Origin of the sequence: Vibrio viridaestus (assembly GCF_003856525.1) — a bacterium.
GTDB classification, from domain to species: Bacteria; Pseudomonadota; Gammaproteobacteria; order Enterobacterales; family Vibrionaceae; genus Vibrio; species Vibrio viridaestus.
Genome location: NZ_RJVQ01000016.1, coordinates 16,353 through 43,028 on the forward strand (window position 1 = coordinate 16,353; position 26,676 = coordinate 43,028).

The following is a 26,676-nucleotide window of genomic DNA, read 5'->3' on the forward strand; positions in this document are numbered from 1 at the left end:
AACCACAAAAAAGCCCCGAAATTCGGGGCTTTTTCTAATTTAAGGTTTGAACCTTAAAATAGTACATTACCGGACATTTCTGATGGAATTTCCATGTCAGTCAGAGCCAGCATTGTTGGAGCTAAATCGGATAATTTCCCCCCTTCTTTCAATGCTAAATCTTTACTACCAACATAAATTAGAGGCACCGGAAGATTCGTGTGGGCAGTATGAGTGCCGCCTGTTTCCGGGTTAACCATCATCTCTGCGTTACCGTGGTCAGCCGTGATGAGTAATTGACCATCAACTTTTTTGATGGCTTCCACAACACGTCCAATACAGTGGTCAACAGCTTCGCAGGCTTTTACTGCTGCGTCGTAGACGCCAGTATGACCAACCATGTCACCGTTAGGGTAATTACAGATAATCGCGTCATACTTTCCTGACTCGATTGCAGCAACCAGTTTATCGGTGAGTTCTTCTGAGCTCATTTCTGGCTGAAGGTCATAAGTAGCCACTTTTGGCGATGCTACAATTTGACGATCTTCACCATCAAATTCAGTTTCCACACCGCCGTTGAAGAAGAACGTTACGTGTGCGTATTTCTCTGTTTCAGAAATACGTAGCTGAGTTTTGCCCGCTTTAGCTAGCCATTCACCGTACGTATTTTCAAGAGATGCTGGTGGGTATGCACAAGATAGAGGAATATCTGCTGCGTATTGAGTTAACATAATAAACTCAACTGCAGGGAATGCAGCTCTTTCAAAGCCAGAAAAATCGGGAACGAATGTGCGAGTGATTTCACGAGCACGGTCTGCACGATAGTTCATAAATAGAACCACGTCACCGTCTTGAACTGCTGATGACTCTTGCCCTTCAGCCTGAAGTACCGTCGCTTTAACAAACTCGTCATTTTCATCACGAGCGTATGCCGCGTTAAGACCTTCTACTGCAGACGAATAGGTGTAAGCTCCTTTCGCTTGCGTGATAACGTCGTATGCTTCCTGAACGCGTTCCCAGTTATTGTCACGGTCCATTGCATAGTAACGACCTACCAATGTTGCGATACGGCCTTTGCCTAGTTTTTCAAATAACTCAGTGAAACGTTGTAATGAACCTTCGGCACTGCGTGGTGGCGTATCACGACCATCTAAGAAACAGTGTAGGTAGATTTTTTCTGCGCCACGAGCTGCTGCAAGTTCAACGGCTGCATAAATGTGATCTTCATGAGAGTGGACACCACCTGGTGACATCAGACCCATGATGTGTACCGCTTTACCAGCAGAAATCGCTTTGTCCATCGCATTAGTGATAGTTGGATTCTCTTGGAATTCACCATCTGCAATCGCTTTTGTAATACGTGTTAGATCTTGGTAGACCACTCGTCCTGCACCGATATTTGTATGGCCAACTTCAGAGTTACCCATTTGACCATCAGGTAAACCTACGTCCAAGCCAGACGCTGAAATCAGAGTATTTGGATTGTGAGCAACCAAACCATCAAGTACTGGAGTGTTTGCATTGTTGATTGCGTTGCTGCTGTCGTCCTCACGGTAACCCCACCCGTCAAGGATCACTAAAGCCATTGGCTTCTTCGCTGACATAGTTAGACCTCGTCAAATTTAAGTAACTGATAAATTAATTAAAGTAATTTTACTACACTTTTTAAGGTGTCTAGAAGATTAAGATCAATGATTCTTCCTATCAATGCAGATAAGTAAAACCTATCGTCGTTTCTGTTTTAATAATAATTATTCTTACCCTAGTATACTAAAACGCTTGTGCCTATCACTGCAACTATTGCTCCCATCCAGGCATAACGATTAGGTTTCTGACCACTGTATACCCAAAGCATTGGAAGCAGCATTATTGGTGTTGTTGATGACAGTAGAGCCACCATCCCGACGTTGCCGTCTCTGAGGGCATAGAGTATTAGAGTCATGCCGACAGCCATCGCTAAAAAGGCATTTAGAAATGTGATCGAAAAAATACGAACAGTAATAGTTTGATTGCCTTTAGCGATACGAGTTCCACTTAAATACAAAACATAATGAGCGAGAAAGGCGGCTATCATACGCAATGCCGACGCAGAAATGGGGTCGATATCGGTCTCCATTACCGGTTTGGCAATGATACCTCCTAGAGCCTGACATAAGGCGGCCAGTAATCCGAGTAATATACCTATCCAAAGGCTTCCAGATAAGGCATCCAGTTTATGCTCTGAGCCCTTTTTACGAAAAAAGATAGCAGTTACAACACCTGAAAAAACGAGCAAAGCTCCAAATAGTTCTCGAGTTGTCATTGTTTCGCTGAATAGGAAGTAACCAATAATGGCTGAAAATACGGCGTGGCAGGAGAACAGTAAGCCTGCTTGTCTTGGACCCATGCGATTAAAGCAGGCAAAAAGAGCTGTATCACCAACGAATATGCCGACCAATCCGGATAACATCATGGGTAAGAGATGTACGTCGGAAACCGTGCGCCAGCCACCAGTGAGGAGTGAAATAACGATCAAAATAGTAGAGGTACATCCCATTCGCCAACGACTATAGGAAAAGGTTCCTAAAAAGCGGGCAGGTTCGACAGATAACATGGTCGATATCGCCCAAAGTAAGGCAGCGGCTAGAGCAAGCCATTCGTAACCCACGTAACTCTCCTAAATGAAGCATTCAAATTCAGGAGGAAGACTATGCCCTAAACTATTATGAAAACAAAGTAATTATTATCAGCTCATTATCCAAGCAACCACGTAGACGATGATAAGCCCAATGCATCCCATGATAACGCCCATTTTAGCCATATCTTTGCTGTCGATGAGGCCTGTAGAGTACGCAAGGGAATTAGGTGGTGTGGATACCGGAAGAATCATTCCAAGCGAAGCGGAAAAAGCGACAACCACCAGTAAGCCTTGTAGTCCACCTACGTCATTGAGTGAACTCATTGACGAGCCAATAGCTGCGGCAATGGGCATCAATAAGTTTGCCGTCGCTGTATTAGACATAAAGTTTGCCATTAACCAACATACAACGGATAAAGTAATTAACACCAATATAGGTGATAAGCTTTGATAATTTATTGAGTGTGCCATCGCTGAAGCAAGCCCTGTTTCTTCAAGTCCTATTCCAATGGCAATACCGCCTGCAACTAACCAAAGAACATCCCAATTGATTTGCTTTAGTTCTTCCTTGCCCATGATTCCTGTCAGCGTAAAAACAGCCAAAGGAATAATCGAAACCACATAAGTATTCATTCCATGTAACGAAGTTGTCATCCAGAGAATAATGGTGAGAGCAAAAGTGATATAGACGGTAATTGCTCGCCAGGATTTACTAAACCCCCCCGATAGATTCAGTGTGATATTCGTTTCTCTGGAAGGGAACAGCTTCTGTAATAGGAACCAGGCAATCGTTAATTGCACGAGAACAAAAGGTAATCCCATTAACATCCAATTGAGGAAGCTAATACTGTTTTCTCCAGTGAGGTACTGAAGTGCTATTGCATTAGGCGGTGTTCCGATAGGAGTCGCAATACCTCCCGTATTGGCTGCAATAGGGATGCAGAGAACGAGCGCTTTCACTCCCTTATCCTGCTTGCTGGTGGAGGCTACGATAGGACCCAACAAAGCGAGCATCATAACGGTTGTTGCCGTATTGGACATGAACATGGAAAAACAGGCGGTAATAATCATTAAGCCCAACATAATGTACTTGGGATGGTGACCAAATGGCTTAAGAAGTACCCGCGCTAAATTATTGTCCAACTCGTATTTTGTTGCAGCAATTGCTAGTGCAAACCCACCCATAAATAAAATGATTATTGGTGACGAAAATGCTCCGAAGATATCAGTGTAGTTGATCAGTTCACCAAATTTATGCCCTTCGGGTGGGGTTCTAAATAAATGTAACCCTTTGTTCGAAATCATAATAAGTTCGAGTGCGATAATCAGTATCGATGTGGCGAAGACTGGAACGGGTTCAAGAACCCATAGTAGCGCAGCTAATAAAAAAATGGCGAGTAATCGGTGCTGTATTAGGGTCAGATCAGGTATGGGAATGCTATCAAGAGGCATCATCAAAAGGATGATGGGAGGAAGGAAACAGAGTACGAGTTTAATCAGTTGTTGTACAGAAAGTTTCGCCATAGCCTATGCTCTCAATACCAAATTTATAGCCATAATGTAGCGAGAGTCAGTACGTTTGTAATCGAGGTGGGTTATATTTTTCGAACTTGATAGGAATATTCGACCCAATCATTGGCACGGATCAAACATTTTAATTTACAGCCAGATGCATGAGATGCATCTGGCCGTGAATTCAGGATTAGGCTTTGTGTGCGTATGGCGTACCCATTACGGTGGGAAGCTCTACATTCATCTTGTCATCGAAGTGAATTTGGTCTTTGGCAAATAAGTTGATAACCGTTGATCCAAGTTTGAATCTCCCCATTTCTTCACCCTTTTGCAGTTTAATTGCTTTTTCTCCTGATTCTGGATAGTTCCAGCGATGTATTACGTTACCACGGGGTGGAGTGACTGTTCCCGCCCAGACTAATTCGATGCTCCCGACAATGGTTGCTCCAACCAATATCTGAGCCATGGGACCAAATGGCGTATCGAATATGCAAACAACCCGTTCATTTCGAGCAAAAAGATTGGGTACATTTTGGGCTGTCAGTGGATTTACCGAGAATAAATCTCCCGGAATATAAATCATTTGTCTCAATACACCATCGCATGGCATGTGAACGCGGTGATAATCTCGCGGTGATAGGTAAATAGTGGCAAATCCACCATCAGTGAACTCTTCCGATAAAGATTTATCTCCACCAAGCAATTCAAGAGCCGTATAGGTATGTCCCTTCGCCTGAATAAGACTACCATCAACAATCGGACCAAATTGACTGACTGCTCCGTCTGCAGGATGGACCAATACATCTTCACCAATAGCGATCGGACGAGAGCCATATTTTAGTTCTCGGGTAAAAAAGTCATTGAACGTCGCATATGAGGCTGGTTCAGGGTTCTTGGCCTCGTTCATATTGACATTATATTGTTTGATAAACAGTTTAATGATCGCGGTTGTTATTTTTCCCGCTTTTGCTGCTGCTAATTTACCGACTAGGCGAGTTAGAGCATGTTTAGGTAGCCAATACTGCAGGCCAATTTTAAATTTATCCATAGTCTACAAATCCAATTGCAGCTTGAATCGTATATTCAAGCTGTAAAATCTAACGTAAATGAGTGAGGAAAATTACAAATCTTGCTTCTTACTTTTTGAATACTGTCGGTTGGCTTTATTTTCCGACATGCTGTCTAAAATTCTGTGATAATTATCGAAACGAATCTTACTGATTTCACCTTTTTCAACCGCTTCTCGTATGATACAGCCTGGATCATCTAAGTGTTTACAATCTCTGAATTTGCAGCCATTTAAATAGGGGCCGAATTCTTTATAGGACTGAGTTATTTCTTCTGCGGTTAGGTGCCATAGTCCGAATTCACGAACTCCAGGAGAGTCAATTAAGTCGCCACCACTCGGAAGGTGATACAGTTTTGCTGCCGTTGTAGTGTGTTGCCCTAAACCAGACGTTTTCGACACTTCACCTTCTTCTATTACTTCATCGAGGTCGGGAAGAATAGCATTGACTAAACTAGACTTGCCTACTCCAGACTGACCAACAAAGATATTTACCTTATCTTTAAGGCAGATTTCGAGATCGGATAAGCCTTCTTTGGTTTCACGACTGACAAACAGAACTCGGTATCCTAGCGCTTGATAAATATCGAGCTTTTCTTGATAAAGATCTCGAGTGTCTGGTTCCAATAAATCGACCTTATTCAGTACTAAGAGTGGTTGAATTTCTAGAAGTTCAGACACAATCAGGTAACGATCGATGATGTTTAGCGATAATTCAGGAAGAACTGAAGAGACGATAATCATTTGATCGACGTTTGCTGCTACAGGTTTAAGACCATCGTAGTAATCGGGTCTGGTCAGAACCGATGTTCTTGGCTCAACAGCCTCTACAACACCAGAAATACCAGCCATACATTCTATGCCAGCGCGCCAGACGACTTTATCTCCGGATACTAACGTCTCAATACCTCGTCGTAGATTGCAACGGTGTATTTCGCCAGTTTCCAGATCTTCAATGTCTGCGTGTTGACCGAATCGAGTAATGACTAAACCGGGTTGAGTTGAGCCAAGCATTGAATCATCCCACTCTGGAATATCATCTTGCTTTAATCTTTTACTCTGATTATGTCGGACTCTACGGACCTGACCTTTGGTAAGCTTTTTCTTTTTCGCCACTATAAGAATCTTTTAAAATGAATTATCGAAAATAAACGATACATCACTGTTGTGCATTTGATGCACCAGTGTACCAGAGGTATCTTGTTTATAGAAATCTGCGGTATAGTACCGTTTTTATTCTCAAAGTATAGGTAAGCGCATGGCCTCTAACGATCAAAATTTGATATGGATTGATTTAGAAATGACCGGGTTAGACCCTGAGATCCATAAAATCATCGAGATAGCTACGATTGTCACAGATAGTGAGTTAAACATCTTAGCTGAGGGGCCGGTACTTGCGGTACATCAGTCCGATGATGAGTTGGATAAGATGGATGAGTGGTGTACAACAACCCATACAAACAGCGGCTTAGTAAAAAGAGTAAGAGATAGTTCTGTCTCGGAAGAAGAGGCGGTTAAGCAAACTATCGACTTCTTATCAAATTGGGTACCGAAAGGTAAGTCTCCAATTTGTGGTAACAGTATCGGACAGGACCGCCGCTTCTTGGTGAAGTATATGCCTGATCTAGAGGATTATTTTCATTATCGCTATTTGGACGTCAGTACTCTTAAGGAACTAACGCGTCGTTGGAAGCCCGAAGTATTGGATGGTTTTAAGAAACAGGGCAGCCATCTTGCGTTAGATGACATTCGCGAATCGATTGCAGAATTACGCTATTACAGAGAGACTATTTTTAAGATCTAATCGTTTCTATTCGTTTCCACTGCGTAAATAAGAGTGTTTTGATGGTTTTTTGTTCTAACAGAAAAAAAATACCGTTTTTTTTAAAGAAAGACTTGCATCCAACTAAAATGCTCTTATAATTCGCAGCCCTGAACGATGCAAAGCATCTATAAGGCGACACTAGCTCAGTTGGTAGAGCGCAACCTTGCCAAGGTTGAGGTCACGAGTTCGAACCTCGTGTGTCGCTCCAGAATTTAAAAGTAGTGGTGTTAAATCCGTTACTTAATGGACGCGGGGTGGAGCAGCTTGGTAGCTCGTCGGGCTCATAACCCGAAGGTCGTCGGTTCAAATCCGGCCCCCGCAACCAATTTATACAGGAAACATGCGGTGTCATGTTTATCCGCGAAGCGACACTAGCTCAGTTGGTAGAGCGCAACCTTGCCAAGGTTGAGGTCACGAGTTCGAACCTCGTGTGTCGCTCCAGTTTCAAAGTAATGACTTCTTAATGGGTCTTACTCATGGACGCGGGGTGGAGCAGTTTGGTAGCTCGTCGGGCTCATAACCCGAAGGTCGTTGGTTCAAATCCGGCCCCCGCAACCAATTATTTAGACAGCATGCAATGTCATGTTCGTCCACAAAGCGACACTAGCTCAGTTGGTAGAGCGCAACCTTGCCAAGGTTGAGGTCACGAGTTCGAACCTCGTGTGTCGCTCCAGTTTTAAAGTAATGACTTCTTAATAGGTCTTACTCATGGACGCGGGGTGGAGCAGCTTGGTAGCTCGTCGGGCTCATAACCCGAAGGTCGTCGGTTCAAATCCGGCCCCCGCAACCAATTCAATTCTTTTGCTCTTTTCATTAATGCTGAGAAGCATCATCTAAAATAATCCAATAAGGATTATACAATTCATAAGTTCGAGTTGTACTCGATATATATTCACAACCAATTGCCTTATTTAGCGGGTTCTCTAGCGAATTATATTATTTCATTAACAGAGTTATCCACAAATAACACTTGTGGATAACTCTGTTATTAATCTGTAATTTTGTTGCGGCTTGAGCGAAAAAGCAAAAGATCTTGTAAAAAGGCGTGTTGATGGTTATTAATTCTTGCCTTGTGTAACTGCTTGTAAAATATATATTTTTTATTTAAATGCTGCTGATCTTAAATTAATAATAATGATCTTGACATCTAAAAAAATTGATCGTAGGACTCAACGATTCTTGTGATTAACTTTTTTTGATGTTTAAAAATATAGAATATGCAAAAAGTTTTTCCACACTGTATTTATTTTGAAATTGAAATCAAATTGAAATCTAAAATCTCATTATTAAGCATCCCTTGGTAACCCTTTTTCAACAATCCTTATCAGGCGAGCGTGTGCTCTTGATGGGGAGTTATCTTTTATTGCTTGTTGTTCCATAGCCCAATCTACATGAACGTCTAGCAGCGGAGAAAAGCCTTTTCTCGCTTCAAGGGCCATAATTAGTGTAGGCGAAAATGGCGCATTTCCCATCGCAATAGCAATATTTCTTAACCATTGTTCGTGACCTATTCTTCTTATCGGCGAGCCTTCCAGATTTTTGAGAAAGGTTTTTTCATCCCAAGAGAACAGATCAATCAAGCTTGGATTATCAAATACAGAGCGACGCGAAAAATCGCTTTGATTCGTTAATGGTGATACTCGATTCCAAGGACAAACGAGTTGGCAGTCATCACATCCATAAATGCGATTGCCCATAGGCTTGCGAAATTCTTCAGGAATGACTCCCGAGTACTCAATGGTCAAGTAGGAAATGCATTTACGAGAGTCTATAACACCATCAGAGATAATGGCATTGGTTGGACATGATGTCTTACAAGCTTGGCACTTACCACATTGATTTTTACTAGGACTGTCGACAGGTAATGGAATATTGACCAACAGTTCTCCCAGAAAAAACCATGAGCCAACGTCTTCATCTAAAATAATAGAGTGCTTGCCTGTCCAGCCCAAGCCAGCATTCTGTGCGAGTGGTCTTTCAAGTATTGGTGCTGAGTCAACAAAAGGTCGAAATTGTAACGTTTCCGCTTCAGCTTGGATTTTCTCACCCAATTTTTTGAGTTGGGTCCTCACGACTTTGTGGTAATCACGCCCTAATGCATAACGACTTATGTATCCCAACTCAGGATTATTTAATGTCGAAGCGAATTGAGCATTTTCTGGAAGATAGTGCATACGGGCGCTGATAACACGAATGGTTCCAGGCAATAGTTCATCGGGGCGAGCACGCATCATTCCATGCCTTTCCATCCAGTCCATGTCTCCGTGATACCCTGCATCCAGCCAATCTTGTAATGCTTGCTCATGCTCACTAAGATCCACGTCGGCAATCCCCACTTTTTCGAATCCGAGCTCTTTTGCCCAAATTTTAATTTTGTTTGCGAGTTCTTGATAATCCATACGGAATCTTAGGTAGTATAAGGGGGCGAGATCTTAACGGATCTTAAGTTTAGGATCTAGGATGTGAATGGTAAATGATTGTCGAGTTTATTTGATTCTGAAGCGAAGATTTTCGATGAACAAACACTTCTTCACTTGTGTCGTAAATCTATCCCAGTTTACTATTTGGTTTTGTGAAAATTATGAATTAATACCTGCTAGAGAAAATATTCGTTATGAAGACATTATTTCATTTAAAAAATGAAGCCGAAACCATCAACTTAGGTCAAGTTTTATCAGGACTTTGCTCTCAGCAGACAACTATATATCTTCATGGTGATCTTGGTGCCGGAAAAACAACGTTTAGCCGTGGTTTTATCCGTTCTTTGGGCCATGATGGTAATGTAAAGAGTCCAACTTATACTTTGGTTGAACCTTACCACTTAGGAGCCTGGCAGGTTTATCATTTCGATCTTTACCGATTATCTGATCCCGAAGAACTCGAATTTATGGGAATCAGAGATTACTTCACATCCGACGCAATCTGTTTAGTTGAGTGGCCTGAAAAGGGTGCTGGCTGGTTACCTGAATGTGACGTTAGCATTGATATCCGTTACGATGGTGAACAGCGAATCGCCGAATTATCTGGCCATTCTGAGTATGGAAATCAATTACTGAGTCAGTTAGAGATATGAATTTCTTGAAGTACTGTGGAATAAAAAGCCATTGTGTATGGTTAGCTTTAATTATTGGAATGATTACCAGCTCATCACTTTATGCAAATACATTAAAGAATTTTCGAGTTTGGCCATCTCCAGATGAAACAAGAGTGGTAATTGATCTATCAGATGAAGCTCATTTTACCTATTTTACGTTGACTAATCCGGATCGTTTAGTCGTTGATGTTCAGGACTCGAACTCGGTCGCAAAGCTTCCGATGAATGTCAGGAAAAGCCCTGTTTTAAGCCGGATTCGTAAAAGTACCCCACCCAGTAAGGGGACTTATCGGTTGGTGTTTGAGCTAAAGAAGAAAACGTCGCCAGAGCTGTTTAAGCTCGCACCGACGCCGAAAGGAGAATACGGGCATCGCTTAGTTGTTGATTTGCCGCATGGTGCTCAATCTGGGGGTAATACTGTTGTTACTAAAGAGGAACAACCTTCTAGTACTGAAGCTCCGAAACAGATCTCAAGAGATGCCTCTCAATTTTATGGTAACAGCGATATTGTTGTTGCTATAGACGCCGGACACGGCGGTGAGGACCCTGGTTCAATTGGACCTGCTGGACATTATGAAAAAAATGTGACGTTTAGTATTGCTAAGAAACTAGAAGCGCAAATTGATGCGATTCCTGGAATGAAAGCGGTTATGACTCGCAATGGTGATTATTATGTCAACCTCAATAAACGTTCTGAAATAGCACGCAAGAATAAAGCGCATTTGTTAATTTCAATTCACGCTGATGCATTCCGAACGCCTCAGCCGCGTGGCGCATCTGTCTTTGTTCTTAATACTCGACGGGCGAATACTGAAATTTCTAAGTGGGTCGAAGATCATGAACGTCAGTCCGAGTTATTAGGTGGCGCGGGTCAGGTTCTTGCTAAAAATAATAACGATAAAAACGTGAGTCAAACGCTACTCGATTTACAGTTTAGCCATTCACAGAAAGAAGGGTATAAACTTGCAACGGATATTATTGGGGAATTAAAGCAGGTTGCTCATATGCATAAGAGCAGTCCAGTTAATGCTAGTTTGGCCGTACTTAAATCTCCAGATATCCCTTCAGTTTTGGTTGAAACAGGTTTTATCTCAAACCCTACCGAAGAGCGACTTCTTTTCCAAAGAACTCATCAGGATAAAATCGCCCGAGCTCTATCGAAAGCGATTGTGGAATACTTCAACGATAATCCCCCCGAAGGGACACTATTTGCGAATCGTAACAAGGCTAGGAAGCATAAGGTATCTTCCGGAGAGTCATTGTCTCTTATTGCACAAAAATATGGTTCAAGCGTCGATGATCTGATGTCTGCTAATAATTTAAAATCATCCAGTTTGAATGTTGGACAGGTACTTATCATCCCATCGCAAGGCGGCAGTATCTCTGTACCGGTGATTAAAAATCCGGTTGAAACAGAGGTAGTTACCCATACCGTTGATAAAGGCGAGTTTCTTGGCTTGATTGCCAACAAATATAAAGTCTCTGTTGATGCAATTAAAAAAGAAAATAATCTCTCTTCTAATGTATTACGTGTTGGACAAAAGCTGAAAATAACCGTGACATTAAAAGATAAACCTGTCCGTAAACATAAAGTTGCTCGCGGAGAATACCTTGGCAAAATTGCTGGCGATTACAATGTGAGTATTGATAATTTACGACAAGTAAATCAGCTAAAATCTGACTCGCTCAGAGTTGGACAGGTTTTAGTGATTCCGAATAGGTAGAAAAATGGCAATTGAAATTCTTCCAGCTCGTTTAGCCAACCAAATTGCTGCAGGTGAAGTGGTCGAAAGACCTGCGTCTGTTGTTAAGGAGCTGGTGGAAAATAGTCTCGATTCTGGAGCGACCCGTATTGAAATTGATATCGAAAAGGGTGGTTCTAAATTAATTAGGGTTAGAGACAATGGGCAGGGAATTCCCAAAGACGAGCTAACATTAGCCTTGAGTCGTCATGCAACGTCTAAAATCCATACGCTTGATGACTTAGAGGCAATTATGAGCCTAGGATTTCGAGGCGAAGCGCTTGCCAGTATTAGCTCTGTTTCCCGCCTGTCTCTGACTTCTCGGCCTGTAACTCAGGAAGAAGCATGGTTGGCATACAGTGAAGGTCGAGAAATGGATGTAAAACTGCAACCTGCAGCACATCCTGTCGGAACAACCGTAGAAGTATTGGATCTTTTTTTTAATACACCTGCTCGGCGTAAGTTTTTACGTACGGAAAAAACAGAATTCACTCATATTGATGAATTACTGAAGAGAATAGCGTTAAGTCGTTTTGATACAGCGATTACCTTAAAACATAATGGTAAGGTTGTAAGGCAATATCGTGCTGGTATTTCTGAACTGCAGAAGGAAAAACGATTAGCCGCAGTCTGTGGAACCCATTTTGTTAAGTCAATGTTAAAGATCGAGTTGGAGCACGACGATCTTAAACTGTATGGCTGGATCACCTCGCCTGATGGTGCTCGTCAGCAGAATGACTTGCAGTATTGTTATGTGAACGGGCGAATGATGAAAGATAAGTTAATCAATCATGCTATTCGTCAGAGTTATGAAGGATCGTTATCTTCAGACCAATATGCTGCATTTGTCCTTTTTATCGAGGTCGATCCTCATCAGGTTGACGTTAATGTTCATCCCGCGAAACATGAAGTCCGGTTCCATCAAGCAAGACTGGTACATGATTTTATTTATCAGGCACTTGCTAGTGCTCTTGCTGAAAGTCAGTATATTGATGTTCCTATGGTGAGTGAATCTGCATTTCATTATGATGTTGATTCTCATGCTGAGGCGAAACGTGAGTCATCTGTTACTCGAGCACAAGACGTCCCACTATACCCTGGACAGAAAGGATATAAAATACGTTCAGAGAATGCCTATGAAGATGGTGAGCCTGCACGCAGTCGGAATTACTCTGTTGATAAAGGCAATTCGCAGTCTAAGTATCGCTCGGAGTCTCCCAGTAAGAGGGAAGTCGAAGCTTATACTCAGTTGATAGCGACGAATAGAGAATCTGACGATTTCAATCTCAAAGAGCCTCGTTCAGAATGGCGTGGCGCGAATATCTCATCTGCTAGTACTAACGTCACTATTTCTCTTAAGTCCTCCTCTGATGCAGAACCATTTCCACTTTCTCTTGGGAAAGCTGTTTCTATTGTTGAGGGACGTTATACTTTGATGCAGGAGTCCCATCGATACTTCTTATTGTCTTTAGAGCGAGTATCTCAGCTCAGATTAAGAAAGCAGCTCGATTCGGATCAACCACTTAAAAGTCAGCCTTTACTCGTCCCTCTCACTATAAAGCTGGGAAAAGAGAAGGTAAGTTCACTTAGCTTATGGGATCCGATATTCATTCATCTAGGGATTGATCTTAAGTACAGAAAACCTGATGGTGTTATGGTGATGGGAGTGCCACAGCCATTGAGGCAACAAAATTTACAAAAAGTCATCGCAGATCTGTTATCTTACGCGTTTCAGTATCTTGACCCGAATAGTGCTCATAGCCGGGTTACACTTGCCAACTGGCTGGCTGATTATCTCTATCAGATAAATAAACATGAAAAACAGATCTATACTCTATCTGAAGCGATCCAATTGATCTCTGAGTTAGAAAATTTATGGCAGGGGAAAGTCCCTCTTGATGATGAGAAATTAGTGCGACCAGTGGATTTTTCACCAATAATTGAAGCGTTAAGTTAATGAATAATGAACTCCCTTTAGCTCTATTTTTAATGGGACCTACAGCGTCAGGAAAAACAGATCTTGCCATACGGCTTAAACAGCAATTCCCTGTCGAAATTATCAGTGTCGATTCTGCATTAATATATAAAGGGATGAATATTGGAACGGCAAAGCCAACAGCAGATGAACTAAGATTAGCGCCTCATAGGCTCATTGACATTTTGGATCCAGCAGAGGCTTATTCTGCCGCTGATTTTCGACGAGATGCGTTGAAAGAGATGGATGACATTGTAAAGTCAGGTAAAATTCCACTTCTGGTTGGTGGGACGATGCTATATTTCAAGGCTTTGCTCGACGGTTTATCTCCTTTGCCAGCGGCTGATCCAAAAATTAGGCAACAAATTGAACAAGAGGCATTGACTCTTGGGTGGAAAGTCCTGCACGATCAGCTTAAAGAAGTTGATCCTGTCTCGGCAGAGAGAATCCACCCTAATGATCCACAAAGATTATCTAGGGCATTGGAAGTTTACCGAATTTCGGGTAAAACTTTAACCGAGCTAACAGAAATTAAAGGCGAACCGATTCCATTTAATGTGAAGCAGTTTGCTATAGCCCCCAAGGATAGGGCAGAACTCCATCGCCGAATTGAACTTCGATTTGAGAAAATGATTGAAGCCGGGTTCGAAGACGAAGTCAGACAGTTATATTTAAGGCAGGATCTAAATAAAGATCTTCCGTCGATACGCTGTGTGGGTTATCGGCAGATGTGGGAATATTTTGACGGAGATGGCACTTTAGATGGCGCTGTGTTTCGTGGCGTGTGTGCTACCCGTCAATTGGCCAAGAGACAAATCACTTGGTTAAGAAGTTGGAGTGATTTGACTTGGTTGGATAGTGAGAACATTGAACAAGCATTTGAGACTGTTGCAAATACCATAGCATCTTAACTTAAACGCTGTGTATAATGTGATCGCTTTTGCGTGAAATACTCTGTAATGGATCTGTCACTTGAAAATGGGTTAATTAACCTTCATAACAGGTCTTGTCGGGTATCTTTTTGAATTTAGCTCAGATGCAAAAGCCGCACATGCTTAGTGCACCGATAGCTAAATAATTAATACAAATACAAAATAAGGAAAATAAAAATGGCTAAGGGGCAATCTCTACAAGATCCATTCTTAAATGCACTACGTCGCGAGCGTATCCCGGTATCTATTTACCTTGTAAACGGTATCAAGCTACAAGGTCAGATCGAATCTTTTGATCAGTTTGTTATTCTGCTGAAAAATACTGTTAATCAGATGGTCTATAAGCACGCTATTTCTACTGTTGTTCCTGCTCGTGCAGTTAGCCACCACAGTGCGAGTGACAGACCAGAAAGATCTTCAGATAAAGGCGAAGAGTAATTCTGAAATATAGCCAAATAAAAGTAAGGAGTTGATTGCTTGTTTGACCGTTACGAAGCCGGTGAGCGAGCCGTACTTGTTCATATCAACTTCACGCAAGAGGGTGAGTGGGAAGATCTACGCGAATGCGAAATGTTAGTTTCTTCTGCAGGTGTAGAGACACTACAAGTTATTACTGGTAGTCGTCAGTCCCCTCATCCCAAATATTATGTCGGTGAGGGTAAAGCCCAAGAGATCGCACATGCTGTTCATAGCGAGCAAGCGGATGTGGTGATCTTTAATCATGCCCTTTCTCCAGCCCAAGAGCGCAACCTTGAAATGTTGTGTCAATGTCGAGTCATCGATCGTACAGGATTGATTCTCGATATCTTCGCTCAACGAGCACGAACTCACGAAGGTAAATTACAGGTAGAGTTGGCCCAATTGCGCCATTTGTCTACTCGTCTTATTCGTGGTTGGACTCACTTAGAGCGTCAAAAAGGTGGGATTGGCCTTCGTGGCCCTGGTGAAACTCAGCTTGAGACTGACCGACGTTTATTGCGTGAACGAATTAAGGCGATATTGCGTCGTTTAGAGAAAGTATCTAAACAACGTGAGCAAGGCCGGAGAGCGAGAAATCGCGCAGAGATCCCAACTGTTTCTTTGGTCGGGTATACCAACGCAGGTAAGTCGACGTTATTTAACCGAATTACCCAAGCGGGGGTGTATGCTGCAGATCAGTTGTTTGCAACATTGGATCCTACATTAAGAAAGATCGATATCGATGAAGTCGGCACCGCAATATTGGCGGATACCGTCGGATTTATTCGTCATTTGCCTCATGATCTTGTTGCTGCATTTAAAGCAACGTTACAAGAAACGCAGGATGCTGACATTTTGTTACATGTTGTTGATGCCAGTGATGAGCGTTTTCGTGAGAATATTGAGGCTGTACAAGATGTTTTGATCGAAATTGATGCTAATGAAGTGCCTTCATTGGTCGTTATGAATAAGATCGATAATATCGAAGGCAGGACTCCAGGCATCGAGAGAGATGATGAGGGAGTACCACAGCAAGTCTGGGTATCCGCAATGGAAGGAGAAGGCATTGACCTTTTATTCCAGGCCTTAAAAGAGCGTTTAGCCAATAATGTCATTGAGCATACTTTGAGTCTGCCGCCAGAGTTTCAAGGGAAATTACGCAGCTTATTTTATGAAATGCGCGTAATTCAGCGGGAAGAGTATGATCAACAAGGCAATTTATTAATAAATGTTCGTATGCAGCAAGCGGATTGGTCTAGACTTGAAAAAAGAGTCGTAGCAGATTTACGTGACTTTATAGTTACTTAAAGGACTGCTACAGTATATCGTCATATCAAATGATGGAGATTACTGATGGCGTGGAATGAGCCTGGTAATAATGGTAATAATAATGGCCGCGATAACGACCCATGGGGAAACGGTAAGCGCAAAGGCCAAGATCAGGGGCCACCAGACTTAGATGAAGTATTTAACAAGCTAAGTCAAAAATTGGGTGGTAAATTTGGTAAGAAGGGAGGTAAAGGTCCTTCTTTTTCTGGAGGAAGCACCATAGGATTCGGTGTTATAGCCGTTATCGCTATTGCTATATGGTTCTTCTCTGGATTCTATACTATCGGTGAAGCTGAACGTGGGGTTGTCCTGCGTTTGGGTAAATATGATCGTATTGTCGAACCAGGTTTGAACTGGCGACCTCGATTCATTGACGATGTTTCAGCCGTCAACGTTCAGGCTATTCGCTCACTCAGAGCGACAGGTCTGATGCTAACGAAAGACGAGAATGTTGTCACTGTTGCGATGGATGTTCAGTATCGAGTTGCAGACCCGTACAAGTACCTATACCAAGTAACCAATGCCGATGATAGCCTCCGTCAGGCAACTGACTCAGCACTAAGAGCTGTTATTGGTGATTCATTGATGGATAGTATTTTGACTAGTGGTCGTCAACAAATTCGTCAGAGCACTCAGGAAACCTTGAACGAAATTATTGACAAGTATGACATGGGACTGATGGTTGTTGATGTCAACTTCCAATCAGCGAGACCACCAGAGCAAGTAAAAGATGCGTTTGATGATGCGATTGCTGCTCGTGAGGATGAAGAGCGTTTCATCCGTGAAGCAGAAGCCTATAAAAACGAAATTCTTCCTAAAGCGACGGGGCGTGCTGAGCGTTTGAAGAAGGAAGCTCAAGGATATAGCGAGCGAACTGTAAACGAAGCTAAGGGTCAGGTTTCCCAGTTTGAGAAACTACTCCCTGAATACGAGGCTGCACCTAAAGTGACTCGTGAACGTCTATATCTTGATACGATGGAGCAAGTGTACTCAAGTACACCTAAGGTTCTTATTGACTCTAAATCGAGTGGTAATCTTCTGTATCTGCCGATCGATAAGCTAGTTAAAGAAGGTAAGCTGCCAACGAAGCAGGATTTAAAATCATCACCTTTGTATGACCATATCACCTTGGACTCGGATAAGAATTCAGACTCATCGTCAGATTCTCGTTCAACTGATACAAATAGCAATCGTCAAGGGAGATACTAATCATGCGTAAGTTAATTATCCCTGTTATTGTTTTGGGCTTGATTGTCGTGCTCATGTCGATGTTCGTTATCCCTGAAGGAGAGCGCGGTATCGTTGTTCGATTCGGACGCATCCTAAAAGTAGATGACATGGCGAAAATATATGAGCCAGGCTTGCACTTTAAGATGCCGATATTTGATCGGGTGAAAACTCTGGAAGCTCGTATCCAAACGATGGATGGCCGCTCAGACCGATTCGTAACATCTGAGAAAAAAGATGTCATTATTGACTCCTATGTAAAATGGCAGATCGAAGACTTTGGTAAGTTTTATTTGGCTACTGGTGGTGGTAATACTCTTACAGCTCAGGCTCTGTTAGAACGAAAAGTGACGGATGTCCTCCGTTCCGAAATCGGTTCTAGAGAAATTAAGCAGATTGTTTCTGGACCTCGTAATGATGACGTTCTTCCATCGAGTCCTGATGCTGATGTGGTAACGACTGAAGCAGCAAAAGAAGCATTGAAAATCGATGGTCAACGCGATCAAATTATGGAAAACGTTCTAGTTAATACCAGAGAAAGTGCCATGAAGGATCTTGGTGTTAATGTCGTCGATTTCCGGATGAAGAAAATTAATTTACCGGATGAAATCAGTGAATCTATTTATCGTCGTATGAGAGCAGAACGTGATTCTGTAGCTCGTAAGCATCGCTCTCAAGGTCGTGAAAAAGCAGAGGTGATTAAGGCTCAAGCTGAGCTTGAAGTTGCTACTATTTTAGCTGAAGCGGATAAGACTGCGCGTGTTACCCGTGGTGAAGCCGATGCACAAGCAGCGAAAATTTACTCATCTGCATATAAGAAAGATCCTGAGTTTTTCTCATTCCTGCGCTCTCTTAAAGCGTACGAAAAATCCTTTAATGGTCAAGGTGATGTTCTTATCCTTGATCCGAATAGTGAATTTTTCCAATATATGAAAGGAATGAAAGGTTCGGTCGCGAAATAATGTCGAATTAATCTTAGAATAAAGGGCTCCTTGTTAGGAGCCCTTTTTGTATTAACGAACGGAAATCATAAAGAGAATAAATATGGCACATTCTATATGGCTTGCTTTTGGTCTGTTGTTACTCGTTGAGGGGATTGGGCCATTTATTTCCCCTCGGAAGTGGCGGAATACCATTTTACTGTTAGTGGGGCAGACTGATGATAATCTGCGAAGAATTGGAGGCAGCTTAGTGGTAGCTGGATTCGTTATTTGCTACTTTTATTTACGTTAACATGGTATTTAAAGTTAAGTAGACATCAATAATGAGGTGGCGGTGTCTCTTCCGATGGATCCGCTAAATTCGAGCTCGTCATTGTTTTCAGCTTCCCTATCATAAACTGCATCTGTTCTTGCATCTTGCTCATTTGCAATTGCTGCTGTGCGAGCGCGTTATTTAATGAGTCAATAGTTTGCTCCTGATAGGCTATCTGATATTCGAGATCATCGATTCTCTGCTCTAATTTAGTTTGCTTGCCGCTCATCATTTTTTCCCGCTTATTTCCCATGCTTCTGCGATACCGGAAGAGGAACCAGAAACAATTTTATGCTCACTACTGAACGCCGCATCATACACGACAGCACTTTGAGGTCGAGTATCTTTTTTCGCTTCCACTGTAAACTCATCGATTTTATCGCCAGATAAGGTATCCCATAGGATTAGTTGGCTAGCCGGAGTACCGGTTACTAAACGTTTACCATCATCGGAAAAACGAGCAAAGGAAAAGATAAGTTGTCTGGCGAAACTATGGAGTTCCGATATTTTTTTACCGGTCTTCAGACTCCATATTTTACCTGAATTACCACCATCGGAAGTAAAAGCGTACTCACCATCTCTTTGTAAGGCGACCCTTACAATTCGCTGGTCATGGGGAAAGGTTTCGAGTATTTGTCCGGTTTTTGTACTCCAGAAATACGCCTTATAGTCATTTCCACCGCTCAGTGCATACTGCCCATTTGGTGATATCGCTACTGAGTTGACTTTTTCTTGATGTGCAAGGAACTCAAGGCGTCTACCGCTGACTAAATCAACGTAAATTGCTTTGCCGTTGGATAAGCCCAGTAAGACTTGCTGACCATCATTCGATATATCAATGTCTCTAATCAAGGCATCAGAAATCGACCAAAGGCCTTTGGATTGAGACCAGGCTAGGTCCCAAACAGAAAAGGTAGTTTGGCTTGCTGTCACTGCGTAACGCTCATTATCTGAAATCTTAATAAATGAGACTGTCGACTTTTGTTGGTCCAATGGCCCAAGATGCGCTAACAACTTGTTTTCTTTTAGATCCCATAGGACTATTTGGTTTTCGTCAGAGTAGGTTAATGCAAATCTGGCATCGCGACTCAGTCCGAATGCCGTTGCTCCATTGGGTTCAATTAGCCATTTTTTTGTTGGGCTGGAGGATAAAAAACATCCATTTAACAGCATGCTGACAAAAAATACAGTGGTATAAAGAGAAAATGTTCGCATCTATATTGATATCCATTTAGAGTGAACAGACACTCTTAAGTTTACAACACATCTTGGTATAACAATATTTTGCGCACTAAAAGTGAGTTTGTGAACCACTTAGTTAGCAAGATGAGAAGGTTTGCCTTATACATTGGAGTTTTTAATGAAATCATTGTTTAAAGTGTCTTTACTTGCTGCAACTGTGATGCTTGCTGTCGGTTGTCAGAAAGAGGATGCTGCTGAGACGAGTAAAACTGATACACCTGCTGCACAGACAGAAACGAAGCAAATGACGTTTAAGTCTGAAGACGAAAAAGCGGCCTATGCAATTGGTGTTTCTTTTGCGAACTACTTAAACACCAGTTTAGACAAGCCTAAAGAAATGGGCATTGAATTAGATAAGAAAATGGTTCTTGCTGGTATAGAAGACGCATTTGCTGATAAGTCAGGTCTTTCTGAAGAAGAAGCACACAAAGCGTTGGAAGGTTTCGATAAACGTCTGAATGATGTGGCTGCTAAGAAAGCGAAAGAAAAAGCGGATGCCGATAAGAAAGCGGGTGATGATTTCCGTGCTAAATTCGAAAAAGAAGACGGCGTGAAGAAAACAGAATCTGGCCTTCTCTATAAAGAGTTAACTCCGGGCACTGGCAAATCACCAAAAGCGACGGATACAGTAGAGGTTCAGTATAAAGGTACTTTGATTGATGGAACTAAATTTGATAGTTCGTACGATCGTGGTAAGCCTGCAACTTTCCCTCTGAATCGCGTGATTCCTGGCTGGACAGAAGGTGTTCAGTTAATGAAGGAAGGTGCGAAGTATGAATTTGTTATTCCGCCAGAGCTTGCTTATGGTGACCAAGCGACACCGACAATCCCTGCGAATTCGACATTAGTATTTGAAGTAGAGCTGATTAAGGTTCATGATGCTAAAGAAGAGAAAAAAGCACCAGCAGATGCAAAAAAAGCGGATAAATAAGCAATAAATTATCATTATTGTAAAAAGCCTGAGTTTCGTCTCAGGCTTTTTTTGCTTTTTTATTCAGGACATTATTTGTTCTAAATCACTAGTTAATGATATTGCTTAGTCCAACATTAAAATTTTCTGATAAACTTACACCAATTTGTTGATTTAAAGGTTGGATAACAGTGACAACAACTGAAGCGCTTAACGCAGAAATGTTGCTTGAAATGGAATCCGTACACGTGAAGCCATTTACTGAGCAGGATAAAATTATCTTGCGATCCTATGAAGCGGTTGTTGATGGGATAGCAAGTCTTATAGGTCCCTTCTGTGAGATTGTTCTTCATTCTCTGGAAGATTTAAATACATCGGCAATTAAAATTGCTAATGGTGAGAATACCGGTCGCCAGGTTGGTTCGCCAATCACCGACCTAGCACTGCGAATGCTTAGAGATATTGAAGGTTCAGAGCGTAATTTCTCTCGTTCCTATTTTACTCGTGCTAAAGGTGGTGTCTTGATGAAGTCGATCACTGTCGCCATTCGCAACGGTGAAAACCGGGTTATTGGTTTACTGTGTATCAACGTGAATCTAGATGCGCCTTTTGCCCAAGTATTACAGTCGTTTCTGCCAACTCAGGAAGCTGAGGATGCGACGTCATCTGTTAACTTTGCTAGTGATGTTGAAGAGCTGGTGGATAAAACAGTGGAAAGAACGATAGAAGAGATTAATGCCGATAAGACTGTATCAAATAATACCAAAAATCGTCAGATTGTTATGGCGCTATTTGATAAAGGGATCTTTGACATTAAGGATGCCATCAACCGTGTGGCTGATCGTCTCAATATATCCAAGCATACTGTTTATCTGTACATCCGCCAGAGAAAAACTGAGGACGAAGAAAAGTAATGTCGGCGCTATCTTATACATTACTCGTGAATGGCTCAGTATATGGTAGTCAGTCGGCGTATAGCGCTTATAACTTTGCTTGTGCTCTACTAGAAGAAGGCCATAGCTTAAAGAAGGTTTTCTTTTATCAGGATGGCGTTTTGAATGGTAGCCGACTTGTCGTTCCTGCAAATGATGAGTTTAATCTCTCTTTGGCTTGGAGTAATTTAGCCAAAGAGCACAATGTTGCTTTAGAGACTTGCGTAGCGGCTTCTCTTCGCCGAGGCATAATTGGTAAGGAAGAGGCAAAACTGCACGAGCTGGATAGTCATAATTTGGCACCGGAATTTGAACAGGCTGGATTAGGTAGCCTCGCTGAATCGCTAGTTTCTTCAGACAGGGTAGTTCAATTTTGAGTCAGATTACCTTTGTTTTTCAAACCGCACCTCATGCCACATCAAGTGGCAGAGAGGGGATTGACGCTCTTTTGGCTACATCGGCATTAACCGACGATATTTCGGTAGTGTTTTTAGCCGAGGGAGTCGCGCACTTGTTGTCAGGACAAGATACCCGAGCAATACGCACTAAGAATTATTCACCAATGATTAAGTTGTTTGATTTGTATGACATTGAAAATGTGTATGTATGTCAGCAGTCTTTGGATGATTTAGGGTTAAATGATGCGGAAATGGTTATCCAAGCGAAGCCATGCACTCTTCAAGAGCTGACAGCTATGATGCGTGCTAGTAAAAAAATTGTCCATTTTTGAGCCGTTATGTTGCACATATTAAAATCACAATCCATCGCATCTACTGCACTAAAATATGTTAGTGAAGAGGACTGTATTCTTCTTATTGAAGATGCGGTCTATCTGGCGAATGATAAGCATCAACAACATGCGTTAATTAATCGTTTTAACGTATATTGCCTAAAAGAGGATGCTGATGCTCGAGCGATTACATCGTTTATCAGCTCAGAAATCTCTCTAATTGGTTATCGACAATTTGCCCGCCTAACCGCTGAGCATGAGCAATCTCTGACGTGGGATTAGCTCTGCGCATATCAAGTTAACCAACTATACTCGGGTTGCGCTTATTAAATCGGCAAAAAGATCTGTATATTTCTTGACAGTCCCATCGATGGTGCATAGAATTTTGCGTCCCTATTTGCATCAATGTAATTAGGGGTAGATTTTTCACAAAAGCTTACTTTAAGTAAATCAGGAGCTAGTTAATGGCAACTATTAACCAGTTGGTACGTAAACCTCGTGTTAAGCAAGTTGAGAAAAGCAACGTGCCTGCACTAGAAGCGTGCCCACAAAAACGTGGTGTATGTACTCGTGTTTACACTACTACACCTAAAAAACCTAACTCAGCACTTCGTAAAGTTTGTCGTGTTCGTTTGACAAACGGTTTCGAAGTAACTTCGTACATCGGTGGTGAAGGTCACAACCTACAAGAGCACTCAGTGGTTCTTATCCGTGGTGGTCGTGTTAAAGACCTTCCAGGTGTGCGTTACCACACTGTTCGTGGTGCACTTGACTGTGCAGGCGTTAATGACCGTAAACAAGGTCGTTCTAAGTACGGTGTGAAGCGTCCTAAGTCTTAATGGATTCCGTTAAGTAAGGCCAAACACTAATTTATTGATTAATTTGAAGAAACTGAAAAGTTTTGGATAACCTGAAGAAGACAACGGAGAATATCCATGCCACGTCGTCGCGTTATTGGTCAGCGTAAGATCCTTCCAGATCCAAAGTTCAAATCTGAATTGCTGGCAAAATTCGTTAACATCCTAATGGTTGACGGTAAAAAATCAGTTGCAGAAAAGATCGTTTATACTGCACTAGATACTATGGCTGAGAAATCTAATAAAGATCACTTAGCTGTTTTTGAAGAAGCTCTTGAAAATGTTCGCCCTGCGGTAGAGGTTAAATCTCGTCGTGTGGGTGGTTCAACATACCAAGTGCCTGTAGAAGTTCGTCCGGTTCGCCGTAACGCACTTGCTATGCGTTGGATTGTTGATGCTGCGCGTAAGCGTGGTGAAAAATCTATGGCTGGTCGCCTAGCAGCAGAAATGCTAGACGCAGCTGAAAACAAAGGTTCTGCTGTTAAGAAACGTGAAGACGTTCATAAAATGGCAGAAGCGAACAAAGCGTTTGCTCATTACCGTTGGTAATACCTTTCGTGCTGCGAGCTTGCTCGCAGCACATTGCTATTTTTTTCTAAGGATAACCTTAGTAAGAGGATACAATCGTGGCTCGTAAAACTCCGATCGAGCGCTACCGTAATATCGGTATTTGTGCTCACGTAGATGCAGGAAAAACTACTACTACTGAGCGTATTCTGTTCTACACTGGCCTTTCTCATAAAATTGGCGAAGTTCACGATGGTGCTGCCACCATGGACTGGATGGAGCAGGAGCAGGAGCGTGGTATTACAATTACCTCGGCTGCAACTACTACCTTCTGGCGTGGTATGGACGCACAGTTCGAACCTCATCGCATCAATATCATCGATACCCCAGGACACGTTGACTTTACTATCGAAGTAGAGCGTTCTTTGCGCGTACTTGACGGTGCCGTTGTTGTATTTTGTGGTGCATCAGGTGTTGAGCCTCAGTCAGAGACTGTTTGGCGCCAGGCAGATAAATATCATGTTCCTCGCATGGTGTTCGTTAATAAAATGGACCGTGCTGGTGCAGATTTCCTACGTGTAGTAGATCAAATTAAACATCGTCTTGGTGCAACTCCGGTTCCTATTCAATTGAATATTGGTGCCGAAGAAGAATTTAAAGGTGTGATCGACCTTATCAAGATGAAAGCCATCAACTGGAATGATGAAGATCAGGGTATGACATATACTCATGAGGATATTCCAGCCGATATGCTTGAACTTGCTGAAGAGTGGCGTACTCATATGGTTGAGTCAGCTGCGGAAGCAAATGAAGAGTTGATGGATAAATATTTAGAAGAGGGCGAGCTGACCGAAGACGAGATCAAGCTTGGTCTGCGCACTCGAACGCTGAATAACGAAATTGTTATCGCAACCTGTGGTAGTGCCTTTAAGAACAAAGGTGTTCAGGCTGTACTGGATGCTGTTATTGAATTTTTACCAGCACCAACAGAAGTACCAGCAATCAAAGGTATTGATGACAATGAAAAAGAAGTTGAGCGTCATGCTGACGACAACGAACCGTTTGCAGCGTTGGCATTCAAAATTGCAACAGACCCATTTGTAGGAACGCTGACATTCGTTCGTGTTTACTCTGGTGTGTTGAATTCAGGTGATGCCGTTTATAACTCGGTTAAACAGAAGAAAGAGCGTGTTGGACGTATTGTTCAAATGCACTCAAATAAGCGTGAAGAAATTAAAGAAGTTCGTGCTGGTGACATCGCAGCCGCTATCGGTCTGAAAGATGTGACGACTGGGGATACATTGTGCGACCAAAACCACAAAGTGGTTCTGGAACGTATGGAATTCCCTGAACCGGTTATTCAGATTGCTGTTGAGCCTCGCTCAAAAGCTGATCAGGAAAAAATGGGTATTGCGCTGGGTAAACTGGCGGCTGAAGATCCATCATTCCGTGTTGAAACGGATGAAGAAACGGGTCAGACTCTGATTTCTGGTATGGGTGAGCTTCACCTAGATATTATCGTTGATCGCATGAAACGTGAGTTCAGCGTTGATTGCAACGTGGGTAAACCTCAGGTTGCTTACCGTGAAACCATTCGTGGTAAGACGGAAGTCGAAGGTAAATTTATTCGCCAATCAGGTGGTCGTGGTCAATATGGTCATGTATGGCTAAAAATTGAGCCGGCAGAAGATGGTGAAGGATTTGTTTTCGTAGATGAAGTCGTGGGTGGTGTAGTTCCTAAGGAATACATCAGTTCGGTAGCGAAAGGTATCGAAGAACAAATGAACAACGGTGTGTTAGCTGGCTATCCTGTATTGGATGTTAAGGCGACATTATTCGATGGTTCATACCATGATGTTGACTCTAGTGAGATGGCGTTTAAAATCGCTGGCTCAATGGCGTTCAAGAAAGGTGCTCTCGAAGCACAGCCTGTAATTCTTGAACCACTAATGAAAGTAGAAGTAACCACTCCAGAAGATTGGATGGGTGATGTTGTTGGTGACTTAAACCGTCGTCGCGGCCTCATTGAAGGAATGGACGAAGGCCCTGCTGGTCTTAAAATTGTTCATTCAAAAGTCCCTCTATCTGAGATGTTTGGTTACGCAACTGATTTACGTTCTGCTACTCAGGGACGCGCATCATACTCAATGGAATTTTCCGAGTATGCTGAAGTTCCTAAGAATATTGCTGAGGCAATTATCGCAGAACGTGGTTAGATCTTACTTGATTAGTAACGAATCTATTGCGTTGACGGAAGTTGGCGCATAAAATAGCAACTTCTGGCGCGCCCTGAGAATTACGTGCTTGGGGCGAATCATAACTAGGAAGGAACACGATCGTGTCTAAAGAAAAATTTGAACGTACGAAACCGCACGTAAACGTTGGTACTATCGGCCACGTTGACCACGGTAAAACAACTCTAACAGCAGCTATCTGTACAGTACTATCTAAAACTTACGGTGGTGCAGCTCGTGACTTCGCATCTAT

27 protein-coding genes and 6 tRNA genes are annotated in these 26,676 nt (G+C 42.4%); 25 read left to right on the forward strand and 8 right to left on the reverse strand.

The genetic code is table 11. The annotated features are described in order from the left end of the window. Positions 1-53 precede the first annotated feature (53 nt). The 5 genes from gpmM to rsgA all read right to left on the reverse strand — a co-directional run bounded on the left by gpmM (position 54) and on the right by rsgA (position 6,290). Positions 54-1,583, reverse strand: a complete 1,530-nt coding sequence (gpmM, locus tag EES38_RS20825) for a 2,3-bisphosphoglycerate-independent phosphoglycerate mutase (protein WP_124939150.1) — start codon at positions 1,581-1,583, stop codon at positions 54-56. Positions 1,584-1,741: 158 nt separating this feature from the next. Further along, complete coding sequence (locus EES38_RS20830) at positions 1,742-2,626, reverse strand: EamA family transporter (RefSeq protein WP_124939151.1); 885 nt, start codon at positions 2,624-2,626, stop codon at positions 1,742-1,744. 78 nt (positions 2,627-2,704) lie between these two features. Next, complete coding sequence (locus EES38_RS20835; protein ID WP_124939152.1) at positions 2,705-4,120, reverse strand: SLC13 family permease; 1,416 nt, start codon at positions 4,118-4,120, stop codon at positions 2,705-2,707. A 178-nt stretch (positions 4,121-4,298) separates the two neighbouring features. Then, positions 4,299-5,156 carry an archaetidylserine decarboxylase gene (gene asd / locus EES38_RS20840; protein ID WP_124939153.1) on the reverse strand — a complete coding sequence of 286 codons (858 nt, stop codon included), beginning with the start codon at positions 5,154-5,156 and terminating at the stop codon, positions 4,299-4,301. A gap of 72 nt (positions 5,157-5,228) precedes the next feature. Beyond that, on the reverse strand, positions 5,229-6,290 hold the full coding sequence (gene rsgA / locus EES38_RS20845; protein WP_124939154.1) for a small ribosomal subunit biogenesis GTPase RsgA: 1,062 nt from the start codon (positions 6,288-6,290) through the stop codon (positions 5,229-5,231). A 142-nt stretch (positions 6,291-6,432) separates the two neighbouring features. On the opposite strand from rsgA, the gene orn reads away from it, so the two are divergent. The 7 genes from orn (at position 6,433) to EES38_RS20880 (ending at position 7,789) form a co-directional block, all read left to right on the forward strand. Beyond that, positions 6,433-6,978, forward strand: coding sequence for an oligoribonuclease (gene orn / locus EES38_RS20850; RefSeq protein ID WP_124939155.1), 546 nt, complete (start codon positions 6,433-6,435; stop codon positions 6,976-6,978). Between the two features lie 153 nt (positions 6,979-7,131). After that, a tRNA-Gly gene (locus tag EES38_RS20855) sits at positions 7,132-7,207 on the forward strand. Between the two features lie 40 nt (positions 7,208-7,247). Further along, positions 7,248-7,324 (forward strand) — tRNA-Met (locus tag EES38_RS20860). Positions 7,325-7,364: 40 nt separating this feature from the next. Continuing rightward, positions 7,365-7,440 (forward strand) — tRNA-Gly (locus EES38_RS20865). A gap of 40 nt (positions 7,441-7,480) precedes the next feature. Continuing rightward, positions 7,481-7,557, forward strand: a tRNA-Met gene (locus EES38_RS20870). Positions 7,558-7,596: 39 nt separating this feature from the next. Further along, positions 7,597-7,672 (forward strand) — tRNA-Gly (locus EES38_RS20875). A 40-nt stretch (positions 7,673-7,712) separates the two neighbouring features. Then, a tRNA-Met gene (locus EES38_RS20880) sits at positions 7,713-7,789 on the forward strand. 496 nt (positions 7,790-8,285) lie between these two features. Here the strand turns inward: EES38_RS20880 and queG are convergent. Continuing rightward, complete coding sequence (gene queG / locus EES38_RS20885) at positions 8,286-9,398, reverse strand: tRNA epoxyqueuosine(34) reductase QueG (RefSeq protein ID WP_124939156.1); 1,113 nt, start codon at positions 9,396-9,398, stop codon at positions 8,286-8,288. A gap of 215 nt (positions 9,399-9,613) precedes the next feature. Here queG and tsaE point away from each other — a divergent pair, with 215 nt between their 5' ends. The 9 genes from tsaE to EES38_RS20930 all read left to right on the forward strand — a co-directional run bounded on the left by tsaE (position 9,614) and on the right by EES38_RS20930 (position 18,990). Beyond that, entirely contained in the window at positions 9,614-10,072 is a 459-nt protein-coding gene (tsaE, locus tag EES38_RS20890) for a tRNA (adenosine(37)-N6)-threonylcarbamoyltransferase complex ATPase subunit type 1 TsaE (RefSeq protein WP_124939157.1), read from the forward strand. Between the two features lie 59 nt (positions 10,073-10,131). Beyond that, positions 10,132-11,817 carry an N-acetylmuramoyl-L-alanine amidase gene (locus EES38_RS20895; protein WP_243694243.1) on the forward strand — a complete coding sequence of 562 codons (1,686 nt, stop codon included), beginning with the start codon at positions 10,132-10,134 and terminating at the stop codon, positions 11,815-11,817. Positions 11,818-11,821: 4 nt separating this feature from the next. Further along, positions 11,822-13,792, forward strand: a complete 1,971-nt coding sequence (gene mutL, locus EES38_RS20900; protein ID WP_124939159.1) for a DNA mismatch repair endonuclease MutL — start codon at positions 11,822-11,824, stop codon at positions 13,790-13,792. Continuing rightward, positions 13,792-14,721, forward strand: a complete 930-nt coding sequence (miaA, locus tag EES38_RS20905; protein WP_124939160.1) for a tRNA (adenosine(37)-N6)-dimethylallyltransferase MiaA — start codon at positions 13,792-13,794, stop codon at positions 14,719-14,721. Before mutL ends, miaA begins: the two co-directional genes overlap by 1 nt. Positions 14,722-14,919: 198 nt before the next feature. Beyond that, entirely contained in the window at positions 14,920-15,180 is a 261-nt protein-coding gene (gene hfq, locus EES38_RS20910; RefSeq protein ID WP_124939161.1) for an RNA chaperone Hfq, read from the forward strand. Between the two features lie 39 nt (positions 15,181-15,219). Further along, on the forward strand, positions 15,220-16,509 hold the full coding sequence (hflX, locus tag EES38_RS20915) for a ribosome rescue GTPase HflX (RefSeq protein WP_124939162.1): 1,290 nt from the start codon (positions 15,220-15,222) through the stop codon (positions 16,507-16,509). Between the two features lie 45 nt (positions 16,510-16,554). Then, the gene (gene hflK, locus EES38_RS20920) at positions 16,555-17,739 is read left to right on the forward strand and encodes an FtsH protease activity modulator HflK (RefSeq protein WP_124939163.1); all 1,185 of its coding nucleotides are present in this window, start codon (positions 16,555-16,557) and stop codon (positions 17,737-17,739) included. 2 nt (positions 17,740-17,741) lie between these two features. Further along, on the forward strand, positions 17,742-18,719 hold the full coding sequence (gene hflC / locus EES38_RS20925) for a protease modulator HflC (protein ID WP_124939164.1): 978 nt from the start codon (positions 17,742-17,744) through the stop codon (positions 18,717-18,719). A gap of 82 nt (positions 18,720-18,801) precedes the next feature. Then, positions 18,802-18,990, forward strand: coding sequence for a DUF2065 domain-containing protein (locus EES38_RS20930; protein ID WP_124939165.1), 189 nt, complete (start codon positions 18,802-18,804; stop codon positions 18,988-18,990). A 25-nt stretch (positions 18,991-19,015) separates the two neighbouring features. Here the strand turns inward: EES38_RS20930 and EES38_RS20935 are convergent, their stop codons facing one another. Both EES38_RS20935 and EES38_RS20940 read right to left on the reverse strand, forming a co-directional pair. Continuing rightward, entirely contained in the window at positions 19,016-19,243 is a 228-nt protein-coding gene (locus tag EES38_RS20935; protein ID WP_124939166.1) for a SlyX family protein, read from the reverse strand. Continuing rightward, positions 19,240-20,226, reverse strand: a complete 987-nt coding sequence (locus tag EES38_RS20940; protein ID WP_124939167.1) for a WD40 repeat domain-containing protein — start codon at positions 20,224-20,226, stop codon at positions 19,240-19,242. Before EES38_RS20940 ends, EES38_RS20935 begins: the two co-directional genes overlap by 4 nt. Positions 20,227-20,371: 145 nt before the next feature. On the opposite strand from EES38_RS20940, the gene fkpA reads away from it, so the two are divergent. The 9 genes from fkpA to EES38_RS20985 all read left to right on the forward strand — a co-directional run. Further along, the gene (fkpA, locus tag EES38_RS20945) at positions 20,372-21,184 is read left to right on the forward strand and encodes an FKBP-type peptidyl-prolyl cis-trans isomerase (protein WP_124939168.1); all 813 of its coding nucleotides are present in this window, start codon (positions 20,372-20,374) and stop codon (positions 21,182-21,184) included. A 170-nt stretch (positions 21,185-21,354) separates the two neighbouring features. Next, positions 21,355-22,077: a helix-turn-helix transcriptional regulator gene (locus EES38_RS20950; protein WP_124939169.1), complete on the forward strand. Its 723-nt coding sequence runs from the start codon at positions 21,355-21,357 to the stop codon at positions 22,075-22,077. Continuing rightward, complete coding sequence (tusD, locus tag EES38_RS20955; RefSeq protein WP_124939170.1) at positions 22,077-22,472, forward strand: sulfurtransferase complex subunit TusD; 396 nt, start codon at positions 22,077-22,079, stop codon at positions 22,470-22,472. Before EES38_RS20950 ends, tusD begins: the two co-directional genes overlap by 1 nt. Then, a complete protein-coding gene (gene tusC, locus EES38_RS20960) occupies positions 22,469-22,825 on the forward strand; it encodes a sulfurtransferase complex subunit TusC (protein WP_124939171.1) in 357 nt (118 codons plus the stop codon). The genes tusD and tusC overlap by 4 nt, the downstream gene beginning before the upstream one ends. A 6-nt stretch (positions 22,826-22,831) precedes the next feature. Continuing rightward, positions 22,832-23,107 carry a sulfurtransferase complex subunit TusB gene (tusB, locus tag EES38_RS20965; RefSeq protein WP_124939172.1) on the forward strand — a complete coding sequence of 92 codons (276 nt, stop codon included), beginning with the start codon at positions 22,832-22,834 and terminating at the stop codon, positions 23,105-23,107. Between the two features lie 182 nt (positions 23,108-23,289). After that, positions 23,290-23,664 carry a 30S ribosomal protein S12 gene (gene rpsL, locus EES38_RS20970; protein ID WP_124939173.1) on the forward strand — a complete coding sequence of 125 codons (375 nt, stop codon included), beginning with the start codon at positions 23,290-23,292 and terminating at the stop codon, positions 23,662-23,664. 96 nt (positions 23,665-23,760) lie between these two features. Further along, positions 23,761-24,231 carry a 30S ribosomal protein S7 gene (gene rpsG / locus EES38_RS20975; RefSeq protein WP_124939174.1) on the forward strand — a complete coding sequence of 157 codons (471 nt, stop codon included), beginning with the start codon at positions 23,761-23,763 and terminating at the stop codon, positions 24,229-24,231. A 77-nt stretch (positions 24,232-24,308) separates the two neighbouring features. After that, positions 24,309-26,405, forward strand: a complete 2,097-nt coding sequence (gene fusA / locus EES38_RS20980) for an elongation factor G (protein ID WP_124939175.1) — start codon at positions 24,309-24,311, stop codon at positions 26,403-26,405. 122 nt (positions 26,406-26,527) lie between these two features. Beyond that, a partial coding sequence (locus tag EES38_RS20985; RefSeq protein ID WP_243694244.1) for a GTP-binding protein occupies positions 26,528-26,676 on the forward strand: 149 nt, incomplete at its 3' end.